Origin of the sequence: Kordia sp. (genome assembly GCF_965283645.1) — a bacterium.
Classification (GTDB): domain Bacteria; phylum Bacteroidota; class Bacteroidia; order Flavobacteriales; family Flavobacteriaceae; genus Kordia.
This window is the reverse complement of record NZ_CBDIPG010000001.1, coordinates 2,381,966-2,407,560: the sequence shown is the minus strand read 5'-3', so window position 1 is coordinate 2,407,560 and position 25,595 is coordinate 2,381,966. Positions and strand designations below refer to the sequence as shown.

Sequence of the window (25,595 nt, the reverse complement as noted above, 5' to 3'; positions counted from 1 at the left end):
ATATTATTCTGAAACAAACGTTTGTTTTATCCTTGTTTCTGAATTTCAACACTGTGTGGATAAGGAATTTCAATTCCAGCAGCGTCTAATTGAATTTTAGCATCTTCTAAAACTTTAAAATACACATCCCAATAATCAGCGGCATTTACCCAAGGACGTACTGCAAAATTCACAGAACTATCAGCAAGTTCAGATACATTAACTGTTGGCGCAGGATCTTTTAAAACCTGTGTATTTGCTGTTAATACTTTCATCAAAACATCTTTGGTTTGTTTAATGTCAGCATCATATGAAACACCAATTACGTGATCAACTCTCAAAACACCTTCCGCAGTATAATTGATAATATTTCCGTTAGACAATGCTCCGTTAGGAATAATTGCCAACTTGTTTCCTGGTGTATTTAATTTTGTTGTGAAAATTTGAATTTCCTTTACAACTCCAAGAACTCCTTGCGCTTCAATAAGATCCCCAATTTTATACGGTTTGAAAATCATGATTAAAACACCACCTGCAAAATTTGCTAATGAACCTTGTAATGCAAGTCCAATTGCCAAACCAGCGGCTCCAATAACAGCGGCGAATGAAGTTGTTTCTACACCTAATTTTGAAGCTACAACAACAAATAATAAAATCTTTAATGTCCAGCTAAGTAAATTGCCTAAAAACTTTTGTAAAGTAGCATCAATGCCACGTTTTTTCATAATACGTTTTATCAATCGTATGATGATATTTATAACGAAAAGACCAATAATTAAAATAACCAAAGCGGCTACTATTTTTGGCGCATATTCTATCATGGAATCTTTAAATTGAGTAAGCCAATCTTTATTATCAGCTGTTTCGGGAGCATTAATTTGCATAATTTTTTTAGATTTTAATTTTAAACAAAAATAGAGAATCAAATACTTTTAGGTTCATGTAACAATATAAAAAGAATTAGTTTCTATAAACTACATGAAAAATCGATTAATTAACAAAACAGCAAGTGTTATAAATGCTGGCGTTCCTTGTACGATTAAAATACGATTACTTTTTGTAGAATATGCGCCATACAAAGCGGCAACACATACACAAATGATGAAAAATAGGCTTACAGTAGTATCACCTGTATATAGCGACCAGAATAATCCGGCGGCTAAAAAACCATTGTACAATCCTTGATTCGCGGCAAGTGTTTTAGTTTCTTCTGCAAATTCTTTCGATTTCAACCCAAATGTCTTCATGCCTTTTGGCTTGGTCCATAAAAACATTTCAATGTATAAAATGTAGACGTGTTCTATCGCGACAAGCGCAATTAAAATAGTTTGAATAGTTTTCATATGTTGAAGGTATGGAAAAATATATAAGTATTAAAAAAGCGTTGCCAACTATTGACAACGCTTTTCTATATGATAGGCATTATATGTTTTATTTTACTTCAAATGTAAGTTTAAGGTTTACACGATATTCAACTACCGCTCCGTCAGCTACAATAGCACTTTGTTCTTGTACGTATACAGACTTAATGTTTTTTATAGATTTAGACGCCTGTTTTACAGCTTTTGCTGTTGCATCTTCCCAACTTTTCTTTGAATTCGAAAGAACTTCTATTACTTTCAATACTGCCATAATACTATTATTTAAAGGTTACATACTAATTAAGTGCTATAAAATTACGGTAATTCTTTCAATTATAAAAGTTGTAATTTACCCGTTAATAGCAACTACTTCATTTACTTGGTCTTTTAACAAGCTTTTTAGTGTGTTTTCAATACCACTTTTTAACGTCATTGTTGATGATGGACAACCGCTACAAGCACCTTGCAATACCACTTTTACGATTTTAGAATTTGGATCGTACGAATCAAACATAATATTTCCACCATCACTTGCTACAGCAGGTTTGATGTATTCTTCTAAAATATTTACAATTTCTTTTGAAATATCGTCCAACGCTTCAAAACTTTCTTCGGACAATTCAATTTGTTCTTTCTGTGCTACAGGAATATCTTTTGAAACAACTTCTTTCCCTTCTTGAATATAATTGCGGATAAACTCACGAATTTCCATTACAATATCATTCCATTCAACCATGTCATACTTTGTGATTGAGATGTAATTTTTATCAAGAAAAATTTCTTTTATAAATGGAAAATGAAATAACGCTTGTGCTAATGGTGCATATTTTGTTTCGTCAATGCTTTTAAATTCAAGCATACGATCAATAATTTTCTTATTGGCAACAAACTTCATTACTGTCGGATTTGGTGTGCTTTCCGCATATACCGTAACAGGAACTACTTTTTTAGGCGTAGCAGATTCGCTAATGACCTCTTTTCCTTCATTAATATAAGTTTCAATTTGTGTTGCAACTTCTGTTTGTACATCTTCCCAAGCGACAATATTATAACGTTCAATTGCTATAAAATTTCCAGAAATAAAAATTGTTTTTACAAATGGAAGGTAAAATAATTGCTGTGCTAATGGAGAGTCTTTTGCGTCGTCTATATTTTTAAACTCGTAACTGCTATGTCTTGTTAAAAACGAACTAGCTTCAAACTTTATAATTGCTGGATTACTTGTTTTTTCTATACTTATCGTAATACCACTCATGGTTTTATTTTTTTACAAAAGTAACTATTATCAATGTATTGTGTAACTGTATCAACGGAATTTATGCAGGTTTGTAGTTCACTTTGCAATAAATTTATTTTTTATGTTAAAATAATTAAGAAATAAATGCGTTTTTAATAAATTGGTGCCTTAAAAATGCTAGCTAAAGAAAATCGTTTTGTTAAAAAGAGAATCTTAGTGCTAACAATGAGTAATAAATTGAAATAAGAATTACATTCTTATCAAATAATTTATATATTTGACCAAATGTGTAACATTTTACTTTGTAAAAACTCCTATTTCATAGTAGTATTGCATATAACTAACTGAAACACAATATTTAAAGGCCTCGTTATCAAATAATAAGTTGCATTGAATGCATGATGTGCGGAAGTATGTCATACATTTATTACACAAAAAGATAAACACTAATGAATTTTAAAAAATACTTAGCTATTGTTGCCATCGCATTTGGAATGCAATGTTCTTTTTCTCAAGATGGTATTCCTGTTTATTCAGATTACCTTTCAGATAATCTATATTTAATTCATCCTTCGATGGCCGGAGCTTCTTCAGCTGCTAAATTGAGGTTAACAGCAAGACAACAATGGTTTGATGTTGAAGATGCACCTTCTTTACAAACATTGAGTTTTAATACAAGAGTTGGAGATAAAGTTGGTTTTGGAGCTATTGTGTACAATGATGCCAATGGTAACTTTTCACAGCAAGGCGCATACTTAACATTTGCATATCACTTATTATTATCAAGAAATAGAGTAGATTTAAATCAATTATCTTTTGGTATTAGTACAGGATTTACACAAGGTACGTTAGACGAAACAGGTTTTGATATTATCAACAATCCAGATCCAATAATTTCAGGTACACAACAAAATGCAACGTATTTTAATGTAGACTTTGGAGCGTCTTACTATTTCTTAGATTTTTATGCGCATTTAACAATTAAAAATGCATTGCCAACAAAAAGAGATTTATTTTCAGAGCAATTTGAATCGCAAAATCAACGTCGTTATTTAGCATCTACAGGATATGTATTTGGTGGATATGACAGCGATTGGAAATATGAACCTTCTGTAATGTTTCAATATACAGACGAAACACAAGAATCTTCTATTGATGCAAATATGAAAGTTTACAAAGATGTAGACTTCGGAACTATTTGGGGAGGATTATCATACAGAAGAAGTTTAGATGGAGCTGAATTTGTAAACGGAACACAAGTAGACAATCAAAAATTACAATACATTACGCCATTTGTTGGTGTAAACTACAAGAAATTTATGTTTGCATATACATATTCATACCAAGCAAACTCGTTAGTATTATCTAATGGCGGTTTTCACCAGATTACCTTAGGATATGACTTTGGAGACAGAAGAGATCCTTACGATTGTAACTGTCCTGCAATTAACTAAGACTTACACAAAACAGTATATAAAAACGGCTTGCAAATTATTGCAAGCCGTTTTCTTTTTAAACTTATTTATATAGTTTCTAGATTTTAAAAACCTAGTGATTCAACATCTAAGAGTAAAGCGGTCTAAAAAACTACCAAACATAACCTTTACGAGCTGCTTGTGTTTTAATAGCTTTGATAATAGCGCTTTCTAAATCTGACTTCTTAGAATCATCCTTCTTTTGAAGCTTGATATATGATTTACGCTTTGCATCTAATTCACGTATTTTACCTTGAATCTCTTTTCGAGCTTCACTTTGCTTTTTTACATATGCAGTAATCTCTTCTTTTGATTTGTTTTTTAATTCTTTTGGTAGTTCAGCTTTGCTCAATTCTTCGATTTTTACTTTATCATTTTCAACAGCATCTACTAAATCCCAAGATGAATTTTGATATAATGACGAACTTTTAGAAACAGCACGTTCTACTGCAATCTCTTCATCAACCGAAATTGCATTCACATCTTGCGCAGATTGACGTATTGTATTCACTGTTCCTAGATTGCCATAACCAACATATGTTTTATTCAGTTTTGTATTGTATTGCATAATTTGTTGATCGTACGGTGTTTTTACATGTACAATGTTTTGTGTATGTGCAATGGTCATATAATCGCCTTTTCCTATGACGGCGCCATCTTTCCACATTCCTGAAATTCCTTGTTCATAACCACCACAAAAAATAGTGTTTACTACAACGTCTTTTTCAAGCGCGTTTGTAATAGCATCTTTATAATTGATGCGTCCTTGTGTAAAAGGCTCGTTTCCTGCAATAAAAAGTAACTTTAAATCTTTGTCATTATCGCCCCAATTTAATTGATCCATGGATGTTTGAATTACATGCCCGCAAAACTCACTTCCACCGCGTGTGGTCAACGAAAATAATTTCTCGGATATTTCATCCAAATCGCTACTAAAGGCCAATACCTGTCGTATAAAACCCTCTTCAGAAGATAAATTGTCATTTCCGTATTCATACAAGGCAATTTCTAAATTTGGTTTTTCATTATCACACTTTGCGTATGACAACTCGTTTACAATTTCCCACAATTGTGCTTTCGCTTGATGAATTAAACCATCCATACTATTGCTTGTATCTAATAATAAAGCAACTTTAATTGTATTTGTTGTTTTGGTCTCTAAAACTGTAGTTTCAATAACCGTTTTCGGTACCGCATCTTCCAATAATGCAGTGTCGTTTTTTGAATTTCCTTTACAAGACATTGTCAATAACAATGCACTTGCCAGGAATAAATTTAGTTTTTTCATGTCTTATTGTTTTTTAATTTTTTAATTCAAATCTGGTTATAACAGTGGCGGTTATGCGTACTACTAATTCTTAGTATTCAATTCTTTTACGTCAATTTTTCCATCAGGCGAAATCACATAATATTTATGTTCTGTCTTTATTTCTGTTTTCGGCTGTTGTTTTTGCTCTTTTGGCTTTGGAGAATACACCAACTTTATTTGCATTCCAACTTGTACAACAGGTTCTAAAATGGCAGGATTCATCACAATATCATAGTTTTCATATGAAATTGGTTGGTAGTAATACGAAGTTTGTTTCTTAGCTTTGGTAACACCTTTATTTTTCTTTAATGCTTCAAAAGAAATACTATTAAATGCTTGATAGCTTTTGTAAAAATCTTTTGGAAAATAACAATACTTATCATCTGCCATCACTACATTATAGTCTGTAAGGTCAAAACCCAAAAGCTTGTAATATTCTTTTTTCTCCTGAATCAATTTTATTAATTCATCTTGTAATTTTTTATACACTTGTTTTATATTTTCGATGAAATAATCAACCTTAACCAAATTGTAAATTTCGTTAGAAGCGCAAGCCGCTAATATTTTTTCAAATTGTTGTGTGTTTTTAAATTGAATATGAATGTTCTGTTGCAGTTCAAAACCTTTTGGAACTTCATTGTATTTAGTGCTAAACAGCTTTTTGGTTACTTCAATTTCATACACAGGAATAAACGAAATCACATCAATAGCAATATCTGTTTCTTTAATTCCAATAGTCAATAATTCTTTTTTAATATTCGTAATACGCTCGTTCATCAAAGTACTTGCAGCATCCGCAGAAGGACCAATTTGTGCAACATTAAAAATTGCGGTATAGGAACTTGCTTTGGCATTAAAAAGCGCATGAACATCTATGGTAATTGCTGAATTTGGATGCACATTTCTTGCAGGATTAGTGGTTTGTGGTCCATGAACCCGTGCATTCCCATAAGCTGATGAAAGTACATTTTGTCTTGAAATTTGTGTATTTTGATTATAATTTCCTTTGTGTTGTGCAAGTATAAATTGTGTGACTAGCAAACAGAGAACTAAACTTATTTTTTTCATGATGATTTTTTAATTTGAGCTAAAATACTGGCAACAAAAACCGAAAAAAACAAGCAATGAGTCAACGAGCAATTTGAATGAGTGTACTTAACAGATTGTTGAGAGAAGTAATGAAAAATACAGTGAAAATTAGTTAAAATCACCGTTTTTACGAAGCTTGCATTTTAGTATATCATTGAAAGTACGTAAGTTTATCATTCTTAAGCATAAAAATGAAGCATCTTAAATACATACTTTTACTCGTATTCCTTTTTTCTTTCCATGAATTTTCTGCGCAAAATACATCTGAGGATAAAATGGAAAATACAGTATTTACAGTAAGAGGTGAAGTAAGAGGCTACGAAAAAAGAACACCAATACCGAATGCTGTTGTTCGCATTATTGGAGGTGAAGAAACGAAAACCAACAAATATGGACACTTTTCCATACGCACAAAAGTTGGCGATCAACTCATTATAGAACATCCAAGTTTTGGAAAAGAATTTCACACCATTACGAATGATGAAAAAATTGAAGTCGTCGTTGAAGGATACGATCAAGAAGTAAAAAAAAGAACTGGAAGACGTAAAGAATTTATTGCATCACACCGTGTATTATTGGATTCTGCAGTGATGTTCAAGAAAAAAGATATTGATAAAAGTATTCAGTATGTAGAAAAATCTTTAGAGAACTTATATGATAGCACAGACGATAAAAAACTATCAGATTCATACGCAGTTTTAGGTGATATTTATGTGTATTGGAAACAATACGATTTGGCAATCAGTAATTATCGAATTGCTCTAAATACATATAGAACAACACGTTTATGGATTGCAATTGGAACAACACAATTGTTAAATAAGGAATATAATGAAGCTATTGTTTCGTTTGAAACTATTCTGCGAAATAATTTATCTCGCTATCAACAAACTATCATATATGAAGGTTTGGGAGATGCGTATAAAGCATTGAAGCAATATGATAAAGCTTTAGAAAATTACAACAAAGGATTGGCTATAGCACAAGCAGATTTAATTACGCCAAAAATTACAGATTTAAATTCAAAAATTGCTGAAAATTATGCAGCTAAAGGTGATGTTAAGACGGCAAATGGGTTGTTTTTAAATTCATTAAGACTTGCCAAAAAACAAAATGAAAGCAGAGCTATTGTTGAACAAAATAGAGTAGCTGATTTTTATAACACGACAAATTCTTTTGATAAAGAAATAGAATTGCGAAAGCAAAATTTAGAAGATTTAGAAAAATCTGGATTTGAAAATAAATCACTTACAAACTCCATAAAAGATTCTACATTAATTACTTCTCAAAAAATTAATTACAAAATTGGAAACGCCTTCTTACTACAAGAAAAATATGATGAAGCCATTCCGTATTTTGAAAAAAGTATTTCGGAAGCAGGGAAGAAGGAGGATTTAATCATTAAAAAAGATGCAACGCGGAAATTATCTGAAAGTTTAGAAAATATCGGCGATTTTGATCAAGCAAAAAAAGTATTTGAAGACTATGTAGATGTTGTGAATGAATTGGTATTGCGTAGAGAGCAAGAAATTTCGCAAGCAAGTCGATTTGGAAAACGAATTCAAGATAATCAATTGCGCATCCGAAGTTTAGAAGCTGATCGTGAGTTGCGCGAGGCGCGAATTAAAAATAATATCATTCAAAAAGAATATGCACAAGAAAGTAATACGCGTCAGAAATACACAATTTATTCACTAATTTTTGCAATGTCGTTGCTGGTTTTCACCATTTACTTATTATACAGAAACAGCAAACAGCAGAAATTGGCAAACAACTTATTGGCGCTAAAATCGTTACGAACACAAATGAATCCGCACTTTATTTTCAATGCATTAAATTCTGTAAACAATTACATTGCAATAAATGACGAACGAAACGCGAATCGCTATTTATCTGAGTTTTCAACTTTAATGCGTTCTGTTTTAGAAAATTCTGATGAAGATTTCATTCCGCTTTCCAAAGAATTAGAATTATTAGAATTGTATGTACGGTTAGAGCACATGCGCTTTCAAGATAAATTTGAATACATAATTCATGTAGATGAAACCGTAAAAGTTTCAGACTTTCAAATTCCGCCAATGTTATTGCAACCGTACATTGAAAATGCTATTTGGCACGGATTGCGTTACAAAGAAGAAAAAGGAATGCTACACATTTCAATTGCTAAAAAAGATGATGAAACGCTTCAAATTACTATTGAAGACAACGGAATTGGAAGATTGCGTTCTATGGAATTAAAAACGAAAAATCAATTGCGTCAAAAGTCAAAAGGAATGGGGAATATTAAAAAACGTATTGCCATTTTAAACGATATGTACAAAGATAAAGTAGACGTAACGATCTCTGATGTGTTGGAAGATGGACAAGGAACAAAAGTAATATTAACACTTAAAAAAGACTAAATGCAACTCCAAACAATTATTGTTGAAGACGAAGAAATTAGCAGAGAAATTCTGAAAAAATATGTTGGGAAATATTGCCCAAATGTTCAAATTATCGGCGAAGCTTCAAACATTGAAGATGCATTGGTGTTGATTCGAAATAATGAATTAGACTTGGTTTTTTTAGATGTAGAAATGCCGTTTGGGAACGCTTTTGATTTGTTAGAGAAAGTAGGCGACCGCACGTTCGAAACCATATTTGTCACGGCGTATGATCATTATGCAATAGAAGCGCTAAACAGTCATGCTTCTTATTATTTATTAAAACCAATTTCGATTGACGAATTAATTAAAGCGGTAGATCATGTAATAGCAATTAAAACGAAAGAAGATAGTTTGTCTGACGCTGTACTTTCTCCAAAAATTGAGACCATTAACGGAAAAATTACCATTCCGCAACAAGACGGTTTTGAAGTGTTGAATGTTGCCGAAATTATATATTGTAAAGCGGATGATAATTATACAGAAATTTACATTAATAATTCAAAAATTGTGGTCAGTAAAACATTAAAATACTTTGAAGATGCTTTAAGTGAGTATCCTTTTGCGCGCGTGCACAAATCGTATTTAGTAAATGTAAATGAAGTTGTAAAATACAAAAAAGGAAAAGGAGGAAGCGTTGTACTATCTACTGGAAAAGAAGTGATGGTTTCCTCAACCAAAAAAGCAAATTTGTTGTCGTATTTTAAATAGCGCTTCGGCTCCGCTCAGCGTAAACAAAATAACGAATTCACAAAAAAACAAATCAACAGACAAGGAGCAAAGCGACTTAAAGAAACCCAAAACCCAAAACCCAAAACCCCATGATCATAAAACCTGTAAACGGAAAACATCCACAAATTGGAAACGATTGTTTCATTGCTGAGAACGCTACCATTGTCGGCGAAGTAAGTATGGGAAATCAATGTAGTATTTGGTTCAATTCGGTATTGCGTGGTGATGTTCATTTTATTAAAATGGGTGATAAGGTAAACGTACAAGATGGTGCTGTCATTCATGCAACGTATCAAAAATCACCGACAACGATTGGAAATAATGTTTCTATTGGACACAATGCTATTGTACACGGTTGTACCATTCATGATAATGTATTGATTGGAATGGGAAGTATTGTCATGGACGATTGCGTAATTGAAAGCAACAGTATTATTGCGGCTGGCGCTGTCGTTACCAAAAACACACATGTAACTTCTGGAAGTATTTATGCGGGCGTTCCGGCTAAAAAAGTAAAAGATATTAGTGACGAATTAATTTCAGGAGAAATCAACCGAATTGCAGATAATTATGTGGAATATTCAAGTTGGTTTAAAGAAGATTAAAACTTCAGTTTAGTTGCCGGGAATTCATATTGAATAATATCATTTAAAATGTCAATATTTCCATTGCTATAAAAAGTACACGTTCCTAATTCCTGCGAAGTATTAAGTAATTCATATTGATTTAAAACGGCTTCAGTTTGCCGTGCAACCGCAATGCCCGAATCTATAATTTGTATATGTTTTGGTAAGAAGGTTTTCAACTTCGGAATCAAATATGGATAATGACTACAGCCTAACACCAAATAATCTATTTCTGCGGCTAGCATTGGTTGCAGGTATTTTTCTAATAATTTATCCATTTCTGGAGATTCAATTTGTCCGTTTTCAATCAGTGGAACTAAACCTTCACCAACTTGTTCAATAATTTTTACGCCATTAGCATACAAATCAGACGTTTTGTGAAACAACTCACTAGATAAGGTGCCTATGGTTGCCAAAATGCCAATCGTGTTGGATTTCGTCTGTAAAGCGGCAGGTTTTATAGCTGGTTCAATTCCGATAAATGGAACGTTATAGTTTTCTCTTAAATATTGTATCGAATTTGTTGTTGCCGTATTGCAAGCCACCACAATAAGTTTACAGCCTTTTTTGAGTAGTAATTCTGTATTTTTTATACTGAGTTCTGTAATTCTTTCTTTTCCTTTTGGTCCATACGGCGCGTTTTGACTATCTGCTAAATATACAGTGTCTTCATGTGGCAGCAATTGGTGGATTTCTTTCCAGATGGAAGTGCCGCCAACGCCAGAATCAAAAATACCTATTGGAGAATTACTCATAGTTGTAAAAATAAGTAAAAAAAATAGGCGCTCTATAAGATTTGATACGAGAGTCGTAATTTTTGATGAAATCCTACATATTGTAGGAATTTACTAATGATTGTGCACTGTATATTTGAGTAAATTAATTTGAAAATAAGCATTATGAAAAAAAAGAAATTAAGTAGAAAACTCCTTTTAGGCAAAACAAACGTTTCAAATTTAGGAGAAATTAAAGGTGGTTATATTACATTTTATTGCGCAACTAGAAATTGTGGTACTAATAATTGCGGAACCAACAATTGTGGAACTGCCGCATGCGGAACTAATAATTGTTTAACTAATAATCATCCATTAAGTGATCCTTTACATTGTCGTACGTGTAATGGCGGTTGCTAATGAGAGATGTAGGTTTTAGGTAAAAAAACAAAAAAGCTTCCAATTTGGAAGCTTTTTTATATAATGAGGTATGTATAATTTACTGTGTAATACCTAATTCTTTTTTTACTGCAGACATTAAGTTTGTTCCGTCAGCAAGTAATAATCCAGAACCTGGAGTTTCGTCAAGTACATATGCATATCCTTGTGCTCTTGCAACTTTTTGAATAGCTGCTAGTGCTTTCTCTTGAATAGGCTTTGTTAAGTCAATATACTTTTGTTCAGCAGTTTTTTGTGCAGCAGTTTGTGCTTCTTGAATTCTACCTTCTAACTCAGCTAATTCCTTTTTTCTACTGTCGTTTTCAGCGTCAGTTTTTGTTGGTGCTTCGTTTGTATACTGTGTTAATTTATTTCTGTACTCTGTAACTGAAGCTTGAATATCTGCTCCTAGCGACTGTTGTAATTTGTCAAATTCAGCTTTTGCATTTTTCATCTCAGGCATAGCGCTAATCAATTGTTGCGTGTTTATATGAGCAACTTTAGTTTGAGCATTTGTAAGACTTACTACTCCAAAAAATAAGACTGCAATAGCTATTAGCTTTTTCATTTGTTTCATGATTTTCAATTATTTACTTTACGTGTTATTTATATTTAAGTTATTATTTTCCGTTTCCAGCGCCACCGCCTTCATTTTCTTCTTGTTCTTCTTCTTTTCCGTTTTTCTTTTCTTCCTGCTTCTTTTTCTTTTCTTCCGCTCGTTTTTTGCGTTTTTCTTCTGCGGCTTTCTTTTTCGCTTCTCGGTCAGCAATTAGTTTTTTACGCTTTTCTTCGTATGCTTTCTTTTTTGCTTCACGCTCTTCTAAACGCTTTTGTTTGCGTTCTTCCAACACTTTTTCACGTTCAGATCTCTTTTCTGCAGCAGCTTGTTTTTTTGCTTCTATTTCAGGATTTACTTCTTTTTCAGTATCATCAAACTTCGTTTTTTCACTAGCTTCTTTCAACTTCGCGGCTCTTCCTTTTCGTTTTACGTCTCTATTAATTGTTCTTAAAACAAGATCACTAATGTCAAATTTCTGTGCCGAATATAACATTACAACATCTGCTGATTTGTCAAATACGAAATCGTATCTTCTTTTCTTTGCAATATCTTGCACAGCAGTTAATACTTGATCTTGAATCGGCTTAACTAAATTTTGACGTTGAATCATTAAGCTTCCATTAGGACCAAAACGATCTTGTTGATATTTAGTTAATTCTCCTTCTAATATTTGTATTTCTTCTTCACGTTCATCAACCAATTCTTTTGTTAGTAATACACGTTCGGCACTGAGATTTTTTTTCATTTGTTCAATCTCACCTTGCTTTTTTTGCATCTCTGTTTTCCAGCGATTTGCTTTTGCTTCTAATTGTGTATTAGCTTCTTGATACGCAGTTACATTTTCTAAAATGTATTCCATATCTATGTAACCAACTCTTGCTCCATTTACACGTTGTGCATTGATGGTTGATAGCGTGAGAAGCATTGTTAATAATAAAAGAACTTTAGTTTTCATACTGTGTCGGTTTGTTAATAGAAAATATCGTGCCAAAATTAAAATGACTTAAAATTGTTGTCCGATTATGAAATGTGTTTCCCATCCATTTCGTTGTGTTGTTCCTGGAATTGGATCAAATCCATATCCAAAATCAATACCCAATAATCCGAACGCTGGCATAAATATACGTAATCCTGCACCAGCTGAGCGATTTAATTCAAACGGGCTGTATTCTTTAAACGAATTAAATGATCCACCAGCTTCTAAAAATGTCAACGCATAAATAGATGCTGTTTGTTTCAAAGTAATCGGATAACGTAACTCTAACGAAAATTTATTGTAAATAGTACCTCCATCTATATCAGAAAGTGATTGATTTGGATATCCACGTAGTGCAATTGCCTCTCTACCATCTAAACTAAACGTTCCTAAACCGTCTCCACCAACGAAGAATCGCTCAAAAGGAATGATTCCTCTATCGTTGTCATACGCTCCTAAGAAACCAAAGTTTGCTTCTGTTTTTAAGACTAATTTGTCAACAATTTTTTGATACCAAGCACCTTTGAATTTGATTTTATAGAATTCGAGCCATTTAAATTTTTCTTGATCTACTTTTCCTCTGTCTACCACTGATACTTCTCCTTCGTCTAAGGTTGGACCTAAGTTTGCAGGTTCGCCAGGTTGACCAGCATTTCCGTTTAAGAAGTTTCCATTGGCGTCTCGTAATTGATATTCTTCTTCATTTTCAAGATTTCCATAATCTATGTTATTGAATAATGAATACGGCAATGAAAGTTTAGCACTAATTGAGAAATCAGATCCAGACATTGGATATATTGGGTTTGGACCTGAAGAATTTCTACTCAACGCAGCTGTGTATGAGAAGTTGTTTGAGAATCCATCACCAAATGTAAATAATCCAGTATTATAATTTTTTAAGTTGTAATGTTGAAAACTTAATGCTTGTGATAATACAAAGAAATCATCTGGTTCTGCTAATCTTTTTGCCAATCCTACAGATAATCCTGTAATTAAGAAACGTCTGTCTTTATCAGCATTGTTTGTTTGCGGATTGAATAAGAATTGAACTGTATGTGATAATGATGTTGTAAACTGTACAGGTTTTTTTCCTCCTAACCATGGTTCAGTAAATGAGAAACTGAATGTTTGGAAAAATCTACTTGCTTGCGCACGCAATGCTAGTTTTTGTCCGTCTCCAGTAGGAAGTGGTTTGTATGCGTCACCATTGAATAAGTTTCGAATAGAGAAGTTATTGAATGATAAACCTAAAGTTCCGATGAAACCTCCACCACCATAACCACCTTGTAGTTCTATTTGGCTTCCTCCACGTTCTGCAACTGAGAATTCTACATCAACAGTTCCACTGTTTGGATCTGGGTTTTTGATTTCTGGCTTTATTTGTTCTGCATCGAAGAAACCTAGTTGTCCCAATTCACGAATGGTACGAATGATTTTATCTTTACTGTATAATTCTCCTGGTTTTGTTCTGATTTCACGATAGATTACGTGATCGTTTGTTTTTTCGTTTCCTTTAACGGTAATGTTATTGAAATAGGCAGGTTTTCCTTCAATGATACGAATTTCAAAGTCAATGGTGTCATTTTTCGCAGAAACCTCAACAGGGTTAATGTTAGAGAATAAATATCCGTTGTTTTGATATTTGTTTGTCAAATCGTCTGCATCAGGATTCGTTTCGTCTGCAATACGTCTTTCCAACAAAACGCCATTATAGGTGTCACCTTTATTAATTCCTAATAATCTTCTTAATTCATCATCAGTATATACTGAGTTTCCTAAGAATGTAATATCTCCAAAGTAATATTTTCTACCTTCTTCAAGAGCGATATCAATATTAATGGTATTATCTTCATTCCAACTGATCGAGTCTTTGGTAACTCTGGCATCACGGAATCCATTTTCTTTATATTTTTCTATAATAGAAGCTAAATCTTCTTTGTAGTCTTCAGGAATAAATTTAGACGCTTTAAAGATACGTAATGGGAATTTTTGCTTCGTATTACGCATGGTTTTACGCAACTTTCCGTCTTTAAATTGTGTGTTTCCTTCAAAGCGAATTTTCTTCACTTTTACTTTTTTACCACGATCAACATTTACGATGATTTTCATGGCATTTTTAGACTCAGTATTTGTTGAATCAGCAATGGTAGTGATGTTTACTTTTGTGCTGTAATACCCTTGTTTCTTGTACTTGTTTTGAATATAGTTTTTCGTATTCGCTAAGAAACTTTCTGTAATCTTTTTACCTCTTTTAAGTTCGGTTTCTTTGATTACAGTAGCGGCTTTGCTCTCTTTTAAACCTCTAACTTCTACCTCAGAAAGTGTTGGTAATTCTTGAATGTTTAGTTCTAAAAAGATTTTGTCGCCTTCTATACGTTCTATATAGAAATTGATATCACTAAAAAGTTCTAATCCCCAAAGTTTTTTGATGACAGCACTAATTTCTTCTCCAGGGACTAAAATTTCTTGCCCTACACGCAATTGTGTATAGGTTACAACGGTTTGTTCGTTGTAACTTTTTAGCCCTGTAACTTTAATTCCGCCAATGATATATTTTTCTCCTTTATCAAAAGTAGTCTCCTGCGCATGTGTCGCGATACTGCAAAACAGTAATGATACTAGTAAAAATAATTTTAGGTACTTTTTTTGCATTAAAATTCTAATTAATTTGTTCGCTTGTTTTTCCAAATCTTCGTTCTCTATTTTGATAATTAATCAACGCTTCATATAAGTGTTCTTTGCTAAAATCTGGCCATAATACATCTGTGAAATAAAGTTCAGCATATGCTATTTGCCATAACAAAAAATTACTTATACGATGCTCACCACTGGTGCGTATAAGTAAATCTACATCAGGTAAATTTTGCGTGTAAAGATGCTGATTAATAATTGATTCATCAATAGTTTCTAAAGAAATTATATTATTTTTAACTTTATGACATATTTCTTTAACAGCATTTTTTATTTCTTCTCTTGAACCATAGCTAAGTGCTAGTGTGAGCGTCATGCGCGTGTTATTTTTGGTTTTTTCAACGACCTCAAATAACTCTTTTTTAGCCTTCTCAGGAAGCGAATCTAAGTTCCCGATAGCTTGTAATTTTATGTTGTTCTTAACAAGTTGTTTTAATTCTTTTCGTAATGAAGAGACCAATAATCGCATCAAAGCTTCTACTTCTAACCTTGGACGATTCCAATTTTCGGTAGAGAATGCGTATAGCGTTAAGTTTGCTATGCCAAGTTCACCACAAGTTTCGATGGTGCGACGTACTGCTTTTGATCCATTTTCATGTCCAAATACACGAAGTTTGCCTTTTTGTTTTGCCCAACGCCCATTTCCGTCCATGATAATGGCTAAATGCTTTGGTAAAAAGTCTTTTTGTATTTGATCTGCTAAATTCATTTCTATAGTTGCATGCTTTGCTAGTAGCAGAAGCAGGGCTTTTTTCCAAAAGTATAAGTTAGGGTAACTCCCATAAACATATACCAATCATTACTGTTTATATTTCCAAACTTTAAATCTTCAAAGTCTTTTTTGTCTTTTACTGGGTTACTTCCATCCAAATCATCGGTAAACGTATAACGTGCGCCAACTTCAATACCTAAAATCATACTAGGAGAAATTGTCATTTTGTATCCTAAAACCATCGGAATGGCAAATGTGTTATCATTTCCGTAAGGAACAATATTTCCATCGTCCAAAAATAGTGTATCGTAGCTAAAGTAAGAAATTCCAGAATATAAATACGGAGTTCCTTGCGGATCAAGGTCATGGAGGTTAAATTCCCAAAAGGTAAATTCTAACCCTACAGACAACTCTGTAATTGTATTTGTAAATTGTAATCCTCTTGCTTGTCTAGCTGGATCATCTGAATTGATATCTTTTCCTTCAAGCAGTGTTCTTGTTATAGAAGCTCTAAACGAGTGTCGTTCACTTCTATTCCATTTGTAAATAGCTCCATACGCCAAATGGTTTGGGTTGATGTAGTTTGTGGAACCAACATCACCAATAAAATTACTGTACCCAACATACGCTCCAATTTCATGGAGTTGTGCATTTGCTGTGTGGGTTAAAGTAAAAACAACCAATAGTAAGACGAGTCTCTTCATAGTATCAAAAGTTTGCAAATATAGTATTCTCTTTTGTTATAGGCAATTGTAATAATCAACCTATGGGATTTAAACATAATTTGCTGGATTTTATTGCTTTTAATTTCGTTTATCTTCTCCCCAAAGGAGCTTTTTTCGCAGCGTTTTTAAGAAACTCTGTCCTTGAAGTTCTACAAGTTTAATGGTAAATGGTGCTTTTTTTACAGTAATTATGGTGTTTATATCTACTGTAGCTATTCGCGAATCTAATGAAATTAGGTGTTTGTCTTCACGTCCTGAAACCTCTAATTGTATGGTTGTATGATCTGGAATTATTAATGGACGTGCATTTAAATTGTGTGGTGCAATTGGTGTTAGTACAAAATTATTGTTATTTGGTGTAATAACTGGTCCGCCACAACTTAATGAATATCCTGTTGAACCTGTCGGAGTTGCTACAATAAGTCCGTCTGCCCAGTAGGAATTTAAATATTCATCATTCAAATGTGTTTTTACAGTAATCATTGATGTGGTATCTTTTCGAGCTACTGTAACTTCATTTAAAGCAAAGTTCATGTTTTTAATGTCTTCGTTTTCTGGAGAAGTTTCTACAGCTAATACACTTCGTTCAATAACTTCAAACTCTTTTCCAATAATTTTAGAAATAGCATCTTTTATTTCTTCCTTTTGAATTGTTGCTAAAAATCCAAGTCTACCTGTATTGATTCCCAAAATGGGAATATTTAAATCTTGCACAAGTGTAATGGTTCTTAAAATAGTTCCATCACCACCTAAACTCAAAAATAAATCATATGAATTGTCTAAGTCTTCATACGAAGAAAAAGTTTTGTAGATTTCGGTTATGTTTAATTTGGAAGAAAAAATTTCATAAAAACGTTTTTCAATATAAATTTCTATACCAAATTGATGCAACGCCTTCAGTAAATATAGTATATACTCACCTGAATCTTTATTATAAAATTGCCCGTAAATACCAACTTTCATAATTTCCTATACTATATATTAAGGTATTTGTCTAAATAGTCCGAACGTTCTTTTAAATTTTGCATATATGAATCTTCTGCAAATTCTGACACAATATTATAACTGTATCTTCTGAACGATTGTACAATTTCGTTTAATCCAGCATTGTTCAATTTGATGGTAACTTGCACAACGTCGTTTTCAGTTTTCGAAATAAAAGCACCTAACAAACGTGCATTATTCGATTCTACTATTTGGCTAATTTCACTAAACGAATAATCTTTCATGCCTTTTTCAACCACTAAAACACTTCCAAGTTCGTGTAAAAAAGGGGTATCATTAAAAATATTTATAATATCATTTAGCTCGTAATAACCAACATAATCATTCTTTTCATTCAAAATGGGCATCACATTCGTAGAATTCTGAGCGAATGCTTCCAACACATCAATCCAATTCGTTTGAGTTCTTACAAAAAACTGTTCCAATGCATAGCGGTATTCATCTATAGTTTTCGCCGCATCAAAACAATGTGAATCTGTCTCAGATAAACAGCCCAAATACACGCCTTCTTGCATAATTGGAATGTGCGAAAATGTAAGTTGATTAAATACCAATTGCGCCTCTTTTACCTTGTCATTAACAGTTAAAGGAGTAACATCATTTAAAATGTAGTGTGCAATATTCATAGAACAAAAGGTTTGTGGGCGCAAATTAATTAAAAATAACTACTTCTAAGCATGCTAACTTTGTATTTTTGCACTCAGTTATAAAATTAAAACGCAATGATGACAAAACTTAGTGTAAACATAAATAAAATTGCTACGTTACGAAATGCCAGAGGTGGCGATGTGCCTAACTTAGTGAAGTTTGCCAAAGATGTGCAAAATTTTGGAGCACAAGGAATCACAATTCACCCAAGACCAGACCAACGACATATACGCTATCAAGACGCTAGAGATTTAAAACCGATAGTACATACTGAATATAATATTGAAGGCAATCCGATTAAAAAATTTATGGATTTAGTGTTGGAAGTACAGCCTACACAAGTAACTTTAGTACCTGACGCGGTTGATGCCATTACTTCAAATGCAGGTTGGGATACGATAAAACACAAAGACTTTTTAACAGAAGTCATTACGGAATTTAAAAATCACGGAATTCGTACCTCTATCTTCGTAGATCCTGTTATCGAAATGATTGACGGCGCAAAGGAAGTTGGAACGGATCGTATAGAATTGTACACGGAAGAATTTGCACATCAGTATAGTTTAGGCAATGAAAAAGCAATTCAGCCTTATATTAATTGTGCCAATCGTGCAAACGAACTAGGAATTGGAATCAATGCCGGACACGATTTAAGTCTGGAAAACATAGCATTCTTCGCAAAAAAAATTCCAAACCTATTGGAAGTGTCTATTGGACATGCGCTAATTGCTGAATCTATATATTTAGGAGTAGATAATGTTGTTAATATGTATTTAAACAAACTAAAATAATGATTTTACATTCAAACATTATTGGAGAAACAGGAAAACCATTATTAATATTACATGGTTTCTTGGGAATGTCTGATAACTGGAAAACACTTGGAAAGAAATTTGCACGTGAAGGATATCAAGTACACTTAATAGATCAACGAAATCATGGACGTAGTTTTCATTCGGATGAATTTAACTATGAATTGCTTTCGGACGATTTGAAACACTATTGTAAGCATCACAAACTAGCATCAATTTCGCTAATTGGCCATTCTATGGGCGGAAAAACGGCAATGGTATTTGCAATGGATCATAAAGAAATGCTTGAAAAACTAGTCATTGTAGATATTGGGCCAAAATTTTACCCAACACATCACGAACAAATACTAGCAGGATTATCAGCACTTGATGCTGAAATGTTAGCAAGTAGAAGTGATGCAGAAGACATCATGAAAAAATATGTTCCAGAAGCAGGTACGCGTCAATTTTTGCTAAAAAACCTATACTGGAAAGTAGATAAAACACTAGGGCTTCGAATCAATTTAAAAGCATTAATTAATAATGTAGAAGAAATAGGAGAAGCACTTCCTGGAAACAATACGTATGAAAAAGCAACGTTATTTCTAAAAGGAGACAAATCGGAATACATACAAATAGGAGATGAAAAATTAATTCATCAATATTTCCCAAAAGCTACGATTGAAGAAGTTTCAAATTCGGGTCATTGGTTGCATGCGGAAAATCCTACACAGTTTCTGAAAAAAGCACTATCTTTTTTGAATTCTTAAAAATCGGTCTAAATTTACTATGAATGCATAATAATTTCCCTTAAATCTTGTGTTTATAATAATTTGTGCTATTTTTGAGCCGATAATTTTACAAAAATTTAACCTTAAATCAACAATTTTTACAATTATGAAAAAACTTTTATTGGTATTGACCATCGCGTTTTCGGCTTCGGTAATGTACGCTGGAGGATATAGAGTCGGAGTTCAGGGTCATAAGCAATTAGCTATGGGACATACAGGAGTTGCTGTGGTAACAAGTGCAGAATCAGCATTTTTCAATCCTGCTGGACTTGTATACTTGGATGGAAAGCTAAATGTATCTTTAGGAGCGGCGGCTGTATTATCAAACACATCATATCAAAATAGAGAGTTCGGATACAAAGCAGAAGCTGACAATCCAGTAGGAACGCCTTTTTATGTATATGGATCATATAAAATAACAGACTGGTTATCTGCTGGTTTAGCAGTATATACACCTTACGGAAGTAGAGTAGAATGGCCAACTGATTGGGAAGGTTCGCATTTAGTTAATAACATTGAATTGTCTGCAATCTTTATTCAGCCTACAATTGCTATTAAAATAAGTGAAAAACTAAGTATTGGTGGTGGACCAATATATGTTTCAGGCGCTGTAAACTTCAACAGAAACTTATCTAGAAGTTTAACAGATGAAACTGGAGCACGTGCTAACGTAACCATTGATGCATCAGGAATTAACGCTTGGGGATATACTGTAGGAGCAATGTTTCGTCCAACAAAAGATTTTAACATCGGATTCAACTATCGTTCAAAAATTGACATGAATGTTGAAAGAGGAGATGGAACAGCAGACTTTGAAAACTTACCAGGAGCATTAGCAGCAGGTTTTCCTGATGGAGACTTTACAGCATCTTTACCATTGCCAGCAGAATTAACATTAGGAGCTTCTTTCAAGCCATCTGATAAATGGTTGTTAGCTTTTGATTACACAAGAACATTTTGGGATGCATACGAATCATTAGATGTTCAGTTTTTCAATTCTGCAGGTTTATCAAGAAACCCAAGAGCCTATAAAAACTCTTCTATATACAAAATTGGAGCACAATATGAAGCAACTCAAAAAGTAACTGTAAGAGCAGGTTTCTACTTTGATGAGTCGCCAATTAGAGATGGATTCTTCGCACCAGAAACGCCAAGACCAGATTCAGTAAACTTTACAGCAGGATTTTCATATAACTTAAACAGTAAGTGGGCTATTGATGCTTCTGTATTATATGTACATTCTAATGAAATTCAAAACTCTTATGATTACTTCACAGAAGCAGGACAACCTTTGTCTTTTGGAGGAGAATATAAGTCGAATGCTTTAGTAGCAGGAATCGGAGTTTCATACAAATTATAATATTAAAGAGCAGAAAAAGATGAAAAACAATATAAAATATATAGCAATACTAGCTTTAGGATTAGTTGCCTGTGAACCAGAATTTGACAATCCAATTGACGAAAGCGGAGCATACACAAGTGGGACAGCAGACTTTTCAACATATGTAGCTGTTGGAAACTCATTAACGGCTGGTTACATGGACGGAACTGTATTTAGAAGTGGGCAACAAAACTCATTTCCAAACATTATGGCAGAGAAATTTGCATTTGCAGGCGGTGGAACATTTACACAACCATCTTTTGAAGATGATGTAAATGATGCTGGTGGATTCTTATTAGGAGGAAATCCATTACCAGGATTCGGAACTCGTTTGGTAATTGATGCAAGTGAAGGCGGACCAGAACCATTAAACGTGACTCCAACTTCTGAAGTTTCAAACTTACAAGCAACTGCATATAACAACATGGGAGTTCCTGGAGCAAAATCATTCCATTTAGGATTTCCAGGATATGGAAACATAACGAACTTGGCTTTAGGAGCTGCAAATCCTTACTTTGTAAGACATGCAACATCTCCGAACGCAACAGTAATTGACGATGCTGTATCATTAGGACCTACATTCTTTTCTTTATGGATTGGGAACAATGATATTTTATCATACGCTACTTCTGGTGGATCAGGAGTTGACCAAACAGGAAACTTAAATGTATTATCATACGGATTTAATGATATTACCGATCCTGCAGTATTCGCATTAACATATCAAGGTATTGTAGATGCATTAACAGCAAACGGAGCAAAAGGAGTTGTAGCTACATTACCAGATGTAACGTCTATTCCTTACTTTACAACAGTACCTTACAATCCAATTCCAATGGACGCACAAACTGCTGCATTTGCAAGTGGAGCTTATGCACAATACAATGGAGGATTGCAATTAGCAGCAGCTAATGGGTTAATTACGACTGGAGAAGTTGCACAACGTACCATTCAATTCTCAGCAGGTCAAAATGCTGTTGTAATTGTTGATGAAGATTTAACAAACCTTTCTGTATTAGGATTGCCTAACTTAAGAATGGCAACTGTAAATGACTTATTAATTTTACCATCTTCTGGAATTATCGGAACATTAGCAGATCCAACAAACCCTGGAAGTGTAAACGGAGTTGGAGTGCCTTTAGCTGATAACTGGGTGTTAACGGCTACAGAAATTCAATTGGTAAGAAATGCAAGAACTGCATACAACAATGCAATTATTGCAATTGCAACAGAGAAAGACTTAGCAATTGCTGACATGGCAACAACACTTGAAGTATTAGTTTCTGGTTTACGTACAACTGACGGGCAAATTTATACAAACAACTACTTTGACGGTTCTTCGGATGCGATTTCTACAGCAGTATTCTCTTTAGATGGTGTACATCCAAACTCAAGAGGTTATGCAATTGTGGCTGATCAATTTATAAAAGTAATCAACGAAAAATATGGTTCTGATGTACCTGGAGTTACTGCCGGATATTATCCTGGTGTAACTGTAGTTCCTACGAACTAAGAAATATCATAAATACACATCATTAAAAAGCACTGAGAAATCAGTGCTTTTTTTGTTAGTGAAACTCAATCTTGCGAAGTCCGATAGGACGCGTGCAAGATTGTAAGTTGAACTAATCCCGCAATACAGCGGGATCTGCTACTTTATTTTTTGCAATACGGTAAAGAATGACTATTTCTACATGCGAAGTCCGATAGGACGCGTGTAAGATTGTAAGTTGAACTAATCCCGCAGTACAGCGGGATCTGCTACTTTATTTTTTGCAATACGGTAAAGAATGACTATTTCTATATGCGAAGTCCGATAGGACGCGTGCAATATTGTAAGTTGAACTAATCCCGCAATACAGCGGGATCTGCTACTTTATTTTTTGCAATACGGTAAAGAATGACTATTTCTATGTGCGAAGTCCGATAGGACGCACGGAAGATTGTAAGTTGAACTAATCCCGCAATACAGCGGGATCTGCTACTTTATTTTTTGCAATACGGTAAAGAATGACTATTTCTATGTGCGAAGTCCGATAGGACGCACGGAAGATTGTAAGTTGAAAAAAAGATCTAAAAAGTTCTGAGAAGCGTCATTCTGGACTTGATCCAGAATCTCATCAAACTAGTATTAATTCTTTTAAGATACCGAATCAAATTCGTTTTTGACGTTTCCAGATGAATCCGAACAGTTGAATTTTTCTACTTAAAGTAGTATATTATGAGTGCTCAATCACGATAAAAATTTAGATTTTAGGTATTGATCGTTTCTCAAACATATACGAAATCTAAAATTAATATTTCTTCAACAATTTTATTAAGTATTTCTATCCAACCAAACATGCATTTACAATACTTAGCAGACTTACTTTCATAAAATTATACAAGAGTTTGTTCTTCATAATATAAGTTTCGTTCCAAAGAAACTAAAGTTCAAGGATTTTTTTTCAGCTCTAGCAGATTTTTTTTTCAATTTCATGTCATAATCAAAAATAAACAGTTCGATTGAGTAGCTACACGAATTTGTTTTTGATTTGATAGGCGGAATCTGAAAAGCCTCTTTTAAATAGAGTAAGAAATATATTAAATAGGGAAATATTTAATCAACCAAAAAAACAAGAACACATGAAAAATTACAAAATCAACCGAAAACAATCTATAAATCCGACACTGAAGGCAAAACGCTCATTCGTGTTTTTATGCACACTGATCGCAACATTTTTTTGTATCAACACAACAATAGCACAAACTTGGAGTGGGCAAGGAGCTGGAACATATTTAGATCGATGGACAATTAACGATGATAATTCAAATCACTGGTCACAGTTGAGACTTCAAGTAGGAACAGCACATTCTTGGAATATGGTAAACCAAGGAACATTTTTATGGTTCGGATATGGTACGAATAGTAATCATGGAGACGCAGGTGTTAACAAAATGGCGCTTACCAATGATGCAAAACTGGGACTAGGAATTGTGCCTACTGAAAGTTTACATATTAAGGGGTCAGGTAATCCTGTTATATTCTTAGAGCCTAATGAATGGGACTCCGTAGGCGATTATGGTGAGATTAGATTTGGAGATACCAATCACTATATAAGAGGAGAATACTCTGTGGGAATGAAATTTTATGATGTAGATGGTTTCAATTTCAGTACAGGTGGTTTAAATCAAATGACTCTTGCCAATAATGGAAACTTTGGACTCGGTATGCTAGACCCACAAATAGATTTAGCTATTGGTGATAATGATACTGGGATTAGTCAAAATGGAGATGGAGAACTTGGTGTATACACAAACAATGTGGAAAGAATACGAATTGATAATAGTGGAAATGTAGGTGTCGGAACAATTGATCCAACGAGTAAGCTTCATGTTTCTGGAGATATACGAGTACAAGGAGATGTTAACTTAGAGCATAATAAAAGTTTAAAATCTGAAGGTTTTATTAATATTCAAGCTGATAATGACAATAGTGGAGATGGTGTCATAGTTTTTAAAGCTGCGCATGAGATAAGAATGACTATGTTAGATAATGGAAATTTTGGTATTGGTATTGCAAGCCCTACAGACAAATTACACGTAAATGGAACGATTAGAGCATTATCAATTGTTTCGTCTGCGGCGAGTTTTCCTGATTATGTATTTGCAGATGATTATGAAATTTTACCATTAAATGAAGTAGAAGTTTATGTGAAAAAGAACAAGCATTTGCCAAATATGCCAGCAGAAGCAGAAATTGTTGAAAACGGATTAAATGTATCTGACATTCTTACACGTTCCGTAGAAAATATAGAGACCTTATACTTGCATTTAATTGAGTTAAAAAAAGAAATTCAACTATTGAAAGAAGACAACGCGTCTTTAAAAAGCGAATTAAGACGAAGTAAAAAATAAAAGTCTTACAGCAATACAATGTCATACAATAAATTTT

24 protein-coding genes are annotated in these 25,595 nt (G+C 33.5%); 10 read left to right on the top strand and 14 right to left on the bottom strand.

Translation table 11 applies throughout. The annotated features are described in order from the left end of the window. Nucleotides 1–26: 26 nt before the first annotated feature. The 4 genes from ACQ654_RS10640 to ACQ654_RS10625 form a co-directional block, all read right to left on the bottom strand. Nucleotides 27–863, bottom strand: a complete 837-nt coding sequence (locus ACQ654_RS10640; protein ID WP_430410310.1) for a mechanosensitive ion channel family protein — start codon at nucleotides 861–863, stop codon at nucleotides 27–29. 90 nt (nucleotides 864–953) lie between these two features. Then, nucleotides 954–1,322, bottom strand: a complete 369-nt coding sequence (locus ACQ654_RS10635; protein ID WP_430410309.1) for a DUF1304 domain-containing protein — start codon at nucleotides 1,320–1,322, stop codon at nucleotides 954–956. An 88-nt stretch (nucleotides 1,323–1,410) separates the two neighbouring features. Next, the gene (locus ACQ654_RS10630; protein ID WP_430410308.1) at nucleotides 1,411–1,611 is read right to left on the bottom strand and encodes a dodecin family protein; all 201 of its coding nucleotides are present in this window, start codon (nucleotides 1,609–1,611) and stop codon (nucleotides 1,411–1,413) included. Between the two features lie 78 nt (nucleotides 1,612–1,689). After that, a complete protein-coding gene (locus ACQ654_RS10625) occupies nucleotides 1,690–2,595 on the bottom strand; it encodes a NifU family protein (protein WP_430410307.1) in 906 nt (301 codons plus the stop codon). 431 nt (nucleotides 2,596–3,026) lie between these two features. Here ACQ654_RS10625 and ACQ654_RS10620 point away from each other — a divergent pair, with 431 nt between their 5' ends. Further along, the gene (locus tag ACQ654_RS10620; protein WP_298418936.1) at nucleotides 3,027–4,031 is read left to right on the top strand and encodes a PorP/SprF family type IX secretion system membrane protein; all 1,005 of its coding nucleotides are present in this window, start codon (nucleotides 3,027–3,029) and stop codon (nucleotides 4,029–4,031) included. A 133-nt stretch (nucleotides 4,032–4,164) separates the two neighbouring features. Here the strand turns inward: ACQ654_RS10620 and ACQ654_RS10615 are convergent, their stop codons facing one another. Both ACQ654_RS10615 and ACQ654_RS10610 read right to left on the bottom strand, forming a co-directional pair. Beyond that, nucleotides 4,165–5,340, bottom strand: coding sequence for a hypothetical protein (locus ACQ654_RS10615; RefSeq protein WP_430410306.1), 1,176 nt, complete (start codon nucleotides 5,338–5,340; stop codon nucleotides 4,165–4,167). Between the two features lie 63 nt (nucleotides 5,341–5,403). Continuing rightward, nucleotides 5,404–6,429, bottom strand: a complete 1,026-nt coding sequence (locus ACQ654_RS10610) for an SIMPL domain-containing protein (protein WP_430410305.1) — start codon at nucleotides 6,427–6,429, stop codon at nucleotides 5,404–5,406. Between the two features lie 212 nt (nucleotides 6,430–6,641). Between ACQ654_RS10610 and ACQ654_RS10605 the strand changes: the two genes are divergently transcribed. The 3 genes from ACQ654_RS10605 (at nucleotide 6,642) to ACQ654_RS10595 (ending at nucleotide 10,210) form a co-directional block, all read left to right on the top strand. Continuing rightward, nucleotides 6,642–8,852 carry a tetratricopeptide repeat-containing sensor histidine kinase gene (locus ACQ654_RS10605; protein ID WP_430410304.1) on the top strand — a complete coding sequence of 737 codons (2,211 nt, stop codon included), beginning with the start codon at nucleotides 6,642–6,644 and terminating at the stop codon, nucleotides 8,850–8,852. Next, nucleotides 8,853–9,584, top strand: coding sequence for a LytR/AlgR family response regulator transcription factor (locus ACQ654_RS10600; RefSeq protein ID WP_430410303.1), 732 nt, complete (start codon nucleotides 8,853–8,855; stop codon nucleotides 9,582–9,584). 110 nt (nucleotides 9,585–9,694) lie between these two features. Further along, complete coding sequence (locus ACQ654_RS10595) at nucleotides 9,695–10,210, top strand: gamma carbonic anhydrase family protein (RefSeq protein ID WP_430410302.1); 516 nt, start codon at nucleotides 9,695–9,697, stop codon at nucleotides 10,208–10,210. Here ACQ654_RS10595 and murI read toward each other — a convergent pair. Beyond that, a complete protein-coding gene (gene murI / locus ACQ654_RS10590; RefSeq protein ID WP_430410301.1) occupies nucleotides 10,207–10,986 on the bottom strand; it encodes a glutamate racemase in 780 nt (259 codons plus the stop codon). The genes ACQ654_RS10595 and murI overlap by 4 nt on opposite strands. A 144-nt stretch (nucleotides 10,987–11,130) precedes the next feature. Between murI and ACQ654_RS10585 the strand changes: the two genes are divergently transcribed. Continuing rightward, a complete protein-coding gene (locus ACQ654_RS10585; RefSeq protein ID WP_430410300.1) occupies nucleotides 11,131–11,364 on the top strand; it encodes a hypothetical protein in 234 nt (77 codons plus the stop codon). A gap of 79 nt (nucleotides 11,365–11,443) precedes the next feature. On the opposite strand, the gene ACQ654_RS10580 is transcribed toward ACQ654_RS10585, so the two are convergent. From ACQ654_RS10580 to ACQ654_RS10550, 7 genes are all read right to left on the bottom strand, one after another. Further along, the gene (locus ACQ654_RS10580) at nucleotides 11,444–11,959 is read right to left on the bottom strand and encodes an OmpH family outer membrane protein (protein ID WP_430410299.1); all 516 of its coding nucleotides are present in this window, start codon (nucleotides 11,957–11,959) and stop codon (nucleotides 11,444–11,446) included. Between the two features lie 43 nt (nucleotides 11,960–12,002). Further along, a complete protein-coding gene (locus ACQ654_RS10575; RefSeq protein ID WP_430410298.1) occupies nucleotides 12,003–12,896 on the bottom strand; it encodes an OmpH family outer membrane protein in 894 nt (297 codons plus the stop codon). 48 nt (nucleotides 12,897–12,944) lie between these two features. After that, on the bottom strand, nucleotides 12,945–15,569 hold the full coding sequence (gene bamA, locus ACQ654_RS10570) for an outer membrane protein assembly factor BamA (protein ID WP_430410297.1): 2,625 nt from the start codon (nucleotides 15,567–15,569) through the stop codon (nucleotides 12,945–12,947). 7 nt (nucleotides 15,570–15,576) lie between these two features. Continuing rightward, a complete protein-coding gene (locus tag ACQ654_RS10565; protein ID WP_430410296.1) occupies nucleotides 15,577–16,317 on the bottom strand; it encodes an isoprenyl transferase in 741 nt (246 codons plus the stop codon). A gap of 20 nt (nucleotides 16,318–16,337) precedes the next feature. Further along, nucleotides 16,338–17,024 carry a DUF6089 family protein gene (locus ACQ654_RS10560; RefSeq protein ID WP_430410295.1) on the bottom strand — a complete coding sequence of 229 codons (687 nt, stop codon included), beginning with the start codon at nucleotides 17,022–17,024 and terminating at the stop codon, nucleotides 16,338–16,340. A gap of 99 nt (nucleotides 17,025–17,123) precedes the next feature. Beyond that, nucleotides 17,124–18,008 carry an NAD kinase gene (locus tag ACQ654_RS10555; protein WP_430410294.1) on the bottom strand — a complete coding sequence of 295 codons (885 nt, stop codon included), beginning with the start codon at nucleotides 18,006–18,008 and terminating at the stop codon, nucleotides 17,124–17,126. Between the two features lie 11 nt (nucleotides 18,009–18,019). Beyond that, a complete protein-coding gene (locus ACQ654_RS10550; RefSeq protein WP_430410293.1) occupies nucleotides 18,020–18,676 on the bottom strand; it encodes an acetoin utilization protein acuB in 657 nt (218 codons plus the stop codon). A gap of 99 nt (nucleotides 18,677–18,775) precedes the next feature. On the opposite strand from ACQ654_RS10550, the gene ACQ654_RS10545 reads away from it, so the two are divergent. The 5 genes from ACQ654_RS10545 (at nucleotide 18,776) to ACQ654_RS10525 (ending at nucleotide 25,558) form a co-directional block, all read left to right on the top strand. Then, complete coding sequence (locus ACQ654_RS10545) at nucleotides 18,776–19,489, top strand: pyridoxine 5'-phosphate synthase (RefSeq protein WP_430413021.1); 714 nt, start codon at nucleotides 18,776–18,778, stop codon at nucleotides 19,487–19,489. Continuing rightward, a complete protein-coding gene (locus ACQ654_RS10540) occupies nucleotides 19,489–20,259 on the top strand; it encodes an alpha/beta fold hydrolase (protein WP_430410292.1) in 771 nt (256 codons plus the stop codon). Before ACQ654_RS10545 ends, ACQ654_RS10540 begins: the two co-directional genes overlap by 1 nt. A gap of 127 nt (nucleotides 20,260–20,386) precedes the next feature. Further along, nucleotides 20,387–21,640: an OmpP1/FadL family transporter gene (locus ACQ654_RS10535; protein WP_430410291.1), complete on the top strand. Its 1,254-nt coding sequence runs from the start codon at nucleotides 20,387–20,389 to the stop codon at nucleotides 21,638–21,640. 19 nt (nucleotides 21,641–21,659) lie between these two features. Beyond that, on the top strand, nucleotides 21,660–23,174 hold the full coding sequence (locus ACQ654_RS10530) for a G-D-S-L family lipolytic protein (RefSeq protein WP_430410290.1): 1,515 nt from the start codon (nucleotides 21,660–21,662) through the stop codon (nucleotides 23,172–23,174). 1,112 nt (nucleotides 23,175–24,286) lie between these two features. After that, nucleotides 24,287–25,558, top strand: a complete 1,272-nt coding sequence (locus ACQ654_RS10525; RefSeq protein ID WP_430410289.1) for a hypothetical protein — start codon at nucleotides 24,287–24,289, stop codon at nucleotides 25,556–25,558. The last annotated feature ends 37 nt before the right edge of the window (nucleotides 25,559–25,595 follow it).

Coding starts and splice junctions, on each gene's coding strand:
- ACQ654_RS10605 (WP_430410304.1), top strand. CDS start 6,642: ATGAAGCATCTTAAATACATACTTTTACTCGTATTCCTTTTTTCTTTC.
- ACQ654_RS10630 (WP_430410308.1), bottom strand. CDS start 1,611: ATGGCAGTATTGAAAGTAATAGAAGTTCTTTCGAATTCAAAGAAAAGT.
- ACQ654_RS10640 (WP_430410310.1), bottom strand. CDS start 863: ATGCAAATTAATGCTCCCGAAACAGCTGATAATAAAGATTGGCTTACT.
- bamA (WP_430410297.1), bottom strand. CDS start 15,569: ATGCAAAAAAAGTACCTAAAATTATTTTTACTAGTATCATTACTGTTT.
- ACQ654_RS10535 (WP_430410291.1), top strand. CDS start 20,387: ATGAAAAAACTTTTATTGGTATTGACCATCGCGTTTTCGGCTTCGGTA.
- ACQ654_RS10625 (WP_430410307.1), bottom strand. CDS start 2,595: ATGAGTGGTATTACGATAAGTATAGAAAAAACAAGTAATCCAGCAATT.
- ACQ654_RS10585 (WP_430410300.1), top strand. CDS start 11,131: ATGAAAAAAAAGAAATTAAGTAGAAAACTCCTTTTAGGCAAAACAAAC.
- ACQ654_RS10565 (WP_430410296.1), bottom strand. CDS start 16,317: ATGAATTTAGCAGATCAAATACAAAAAGACTTTTTACCAAAGCATTTA.
- ACQ654_RS10610 (WP_430410305.1), bottom strand. CDS start 6,429: ATGAAAAAAATAAGTTTAGTTCTCTGTTTGCTAGTCACACAATTTATA.
- ACQ654_RS10540 (WP_430410292.1), top strand. CDS start 19,489: ATGATTTTACATTCAAACATTATTGGAGAAACAGGAAAACCATTATTA.
- ACQ654_RS10620 (WP_298418936.1), top strand. CDS start 3,027: ATGAATTTTAAAAAATACTTAGCTATTGTTGCCATCGCATTTGGAATG.
- ACQ654_RS10635 (WP_430410309.1), bottom strand. CDS start 1,322: ATGAAAACTATTCAAACTATTTTAATTGCGCTTGTCGCGATAGAACAC.
- murI (WP_430410301.1), bottom strand. CDS start 10,986: ATGAGTAATTCTCCAATAGGTATTTTTGATTCTGGCGTTGGCGGCACT.
- ACQ654_RS10530 (WP_430410290.1), top strand. CDS start 21,660: ATGAAAAACAATATAAAATATATAGCAATACTAGCTTTAGGATTAGTT.
- ACQ654_RS10615 (WP_430410306.1), bottom strand. CDS start 5,340: ATGAAAAAACTAAATTTATTCCTGGCAAGTGCATTGTTATTGACAATG.
- ACQ654_RS10575 (WP_430410298.1), bottom strand. CDS start 12,896: ATGAAAACTAAAGTTCTTTTATTATTAACAATGCTTCTCACGCTATCA.
- ACQ654_RS10595 (WP_430410302.1), top strand. CDS start 9,695: ATGATCATAAAACCTGTAAACGGAAAACATCCACAAATTGGAAACGAT.
- ACQ654_RS10600 (WP_430410303.1), top strand. CDS start 8,853: ATGCAACTCCAAACAATTATTGTTGAAGACGAAGAAATTAGCAGAGAA.
- ACQ654_RS10550 (WP_430410293.1), bottom strand. CDS start 18,676: ATGAATATTGCACACTACATTTTAAATGATGTTACTCCTTTAACTGTT.
- ACQ654_RS10525 (WP_430410289.1), top strand. CDS start 24,287: ATGAAAAATTACAAAATCAACCGAAAACAATCTATAAATCCGACACTG.
- ACQ654_RS10580 (WP_430410299.1), bottom strand. CDS start 11,959: ATGAAACAAATGAAAAAGCTAATAGCTATTGCAGTCTTATTTTTTGGA.
- ACQ654_RS10560 (WP_430410295.1), bottom strand. CDS start 17,024: ATGAAGAGACTCGTCTTACTATTGGTTGTTTTTACTTTAACCCACACA.
- ACQ654_RS10555 (WP_430410294.1), bottom strand. CDS start 18,008: ATGAAAGTTGGTATTTACGGGCAATTTTATAATAAAGATTCAGGTGAG.
- ACQ654_RS10545 (WP_430413021.1), top strand. CDS start 18,776: ATGACAAAACTTAGTGTAAACATAAATAAAATTGCTACGTTACGAAAT.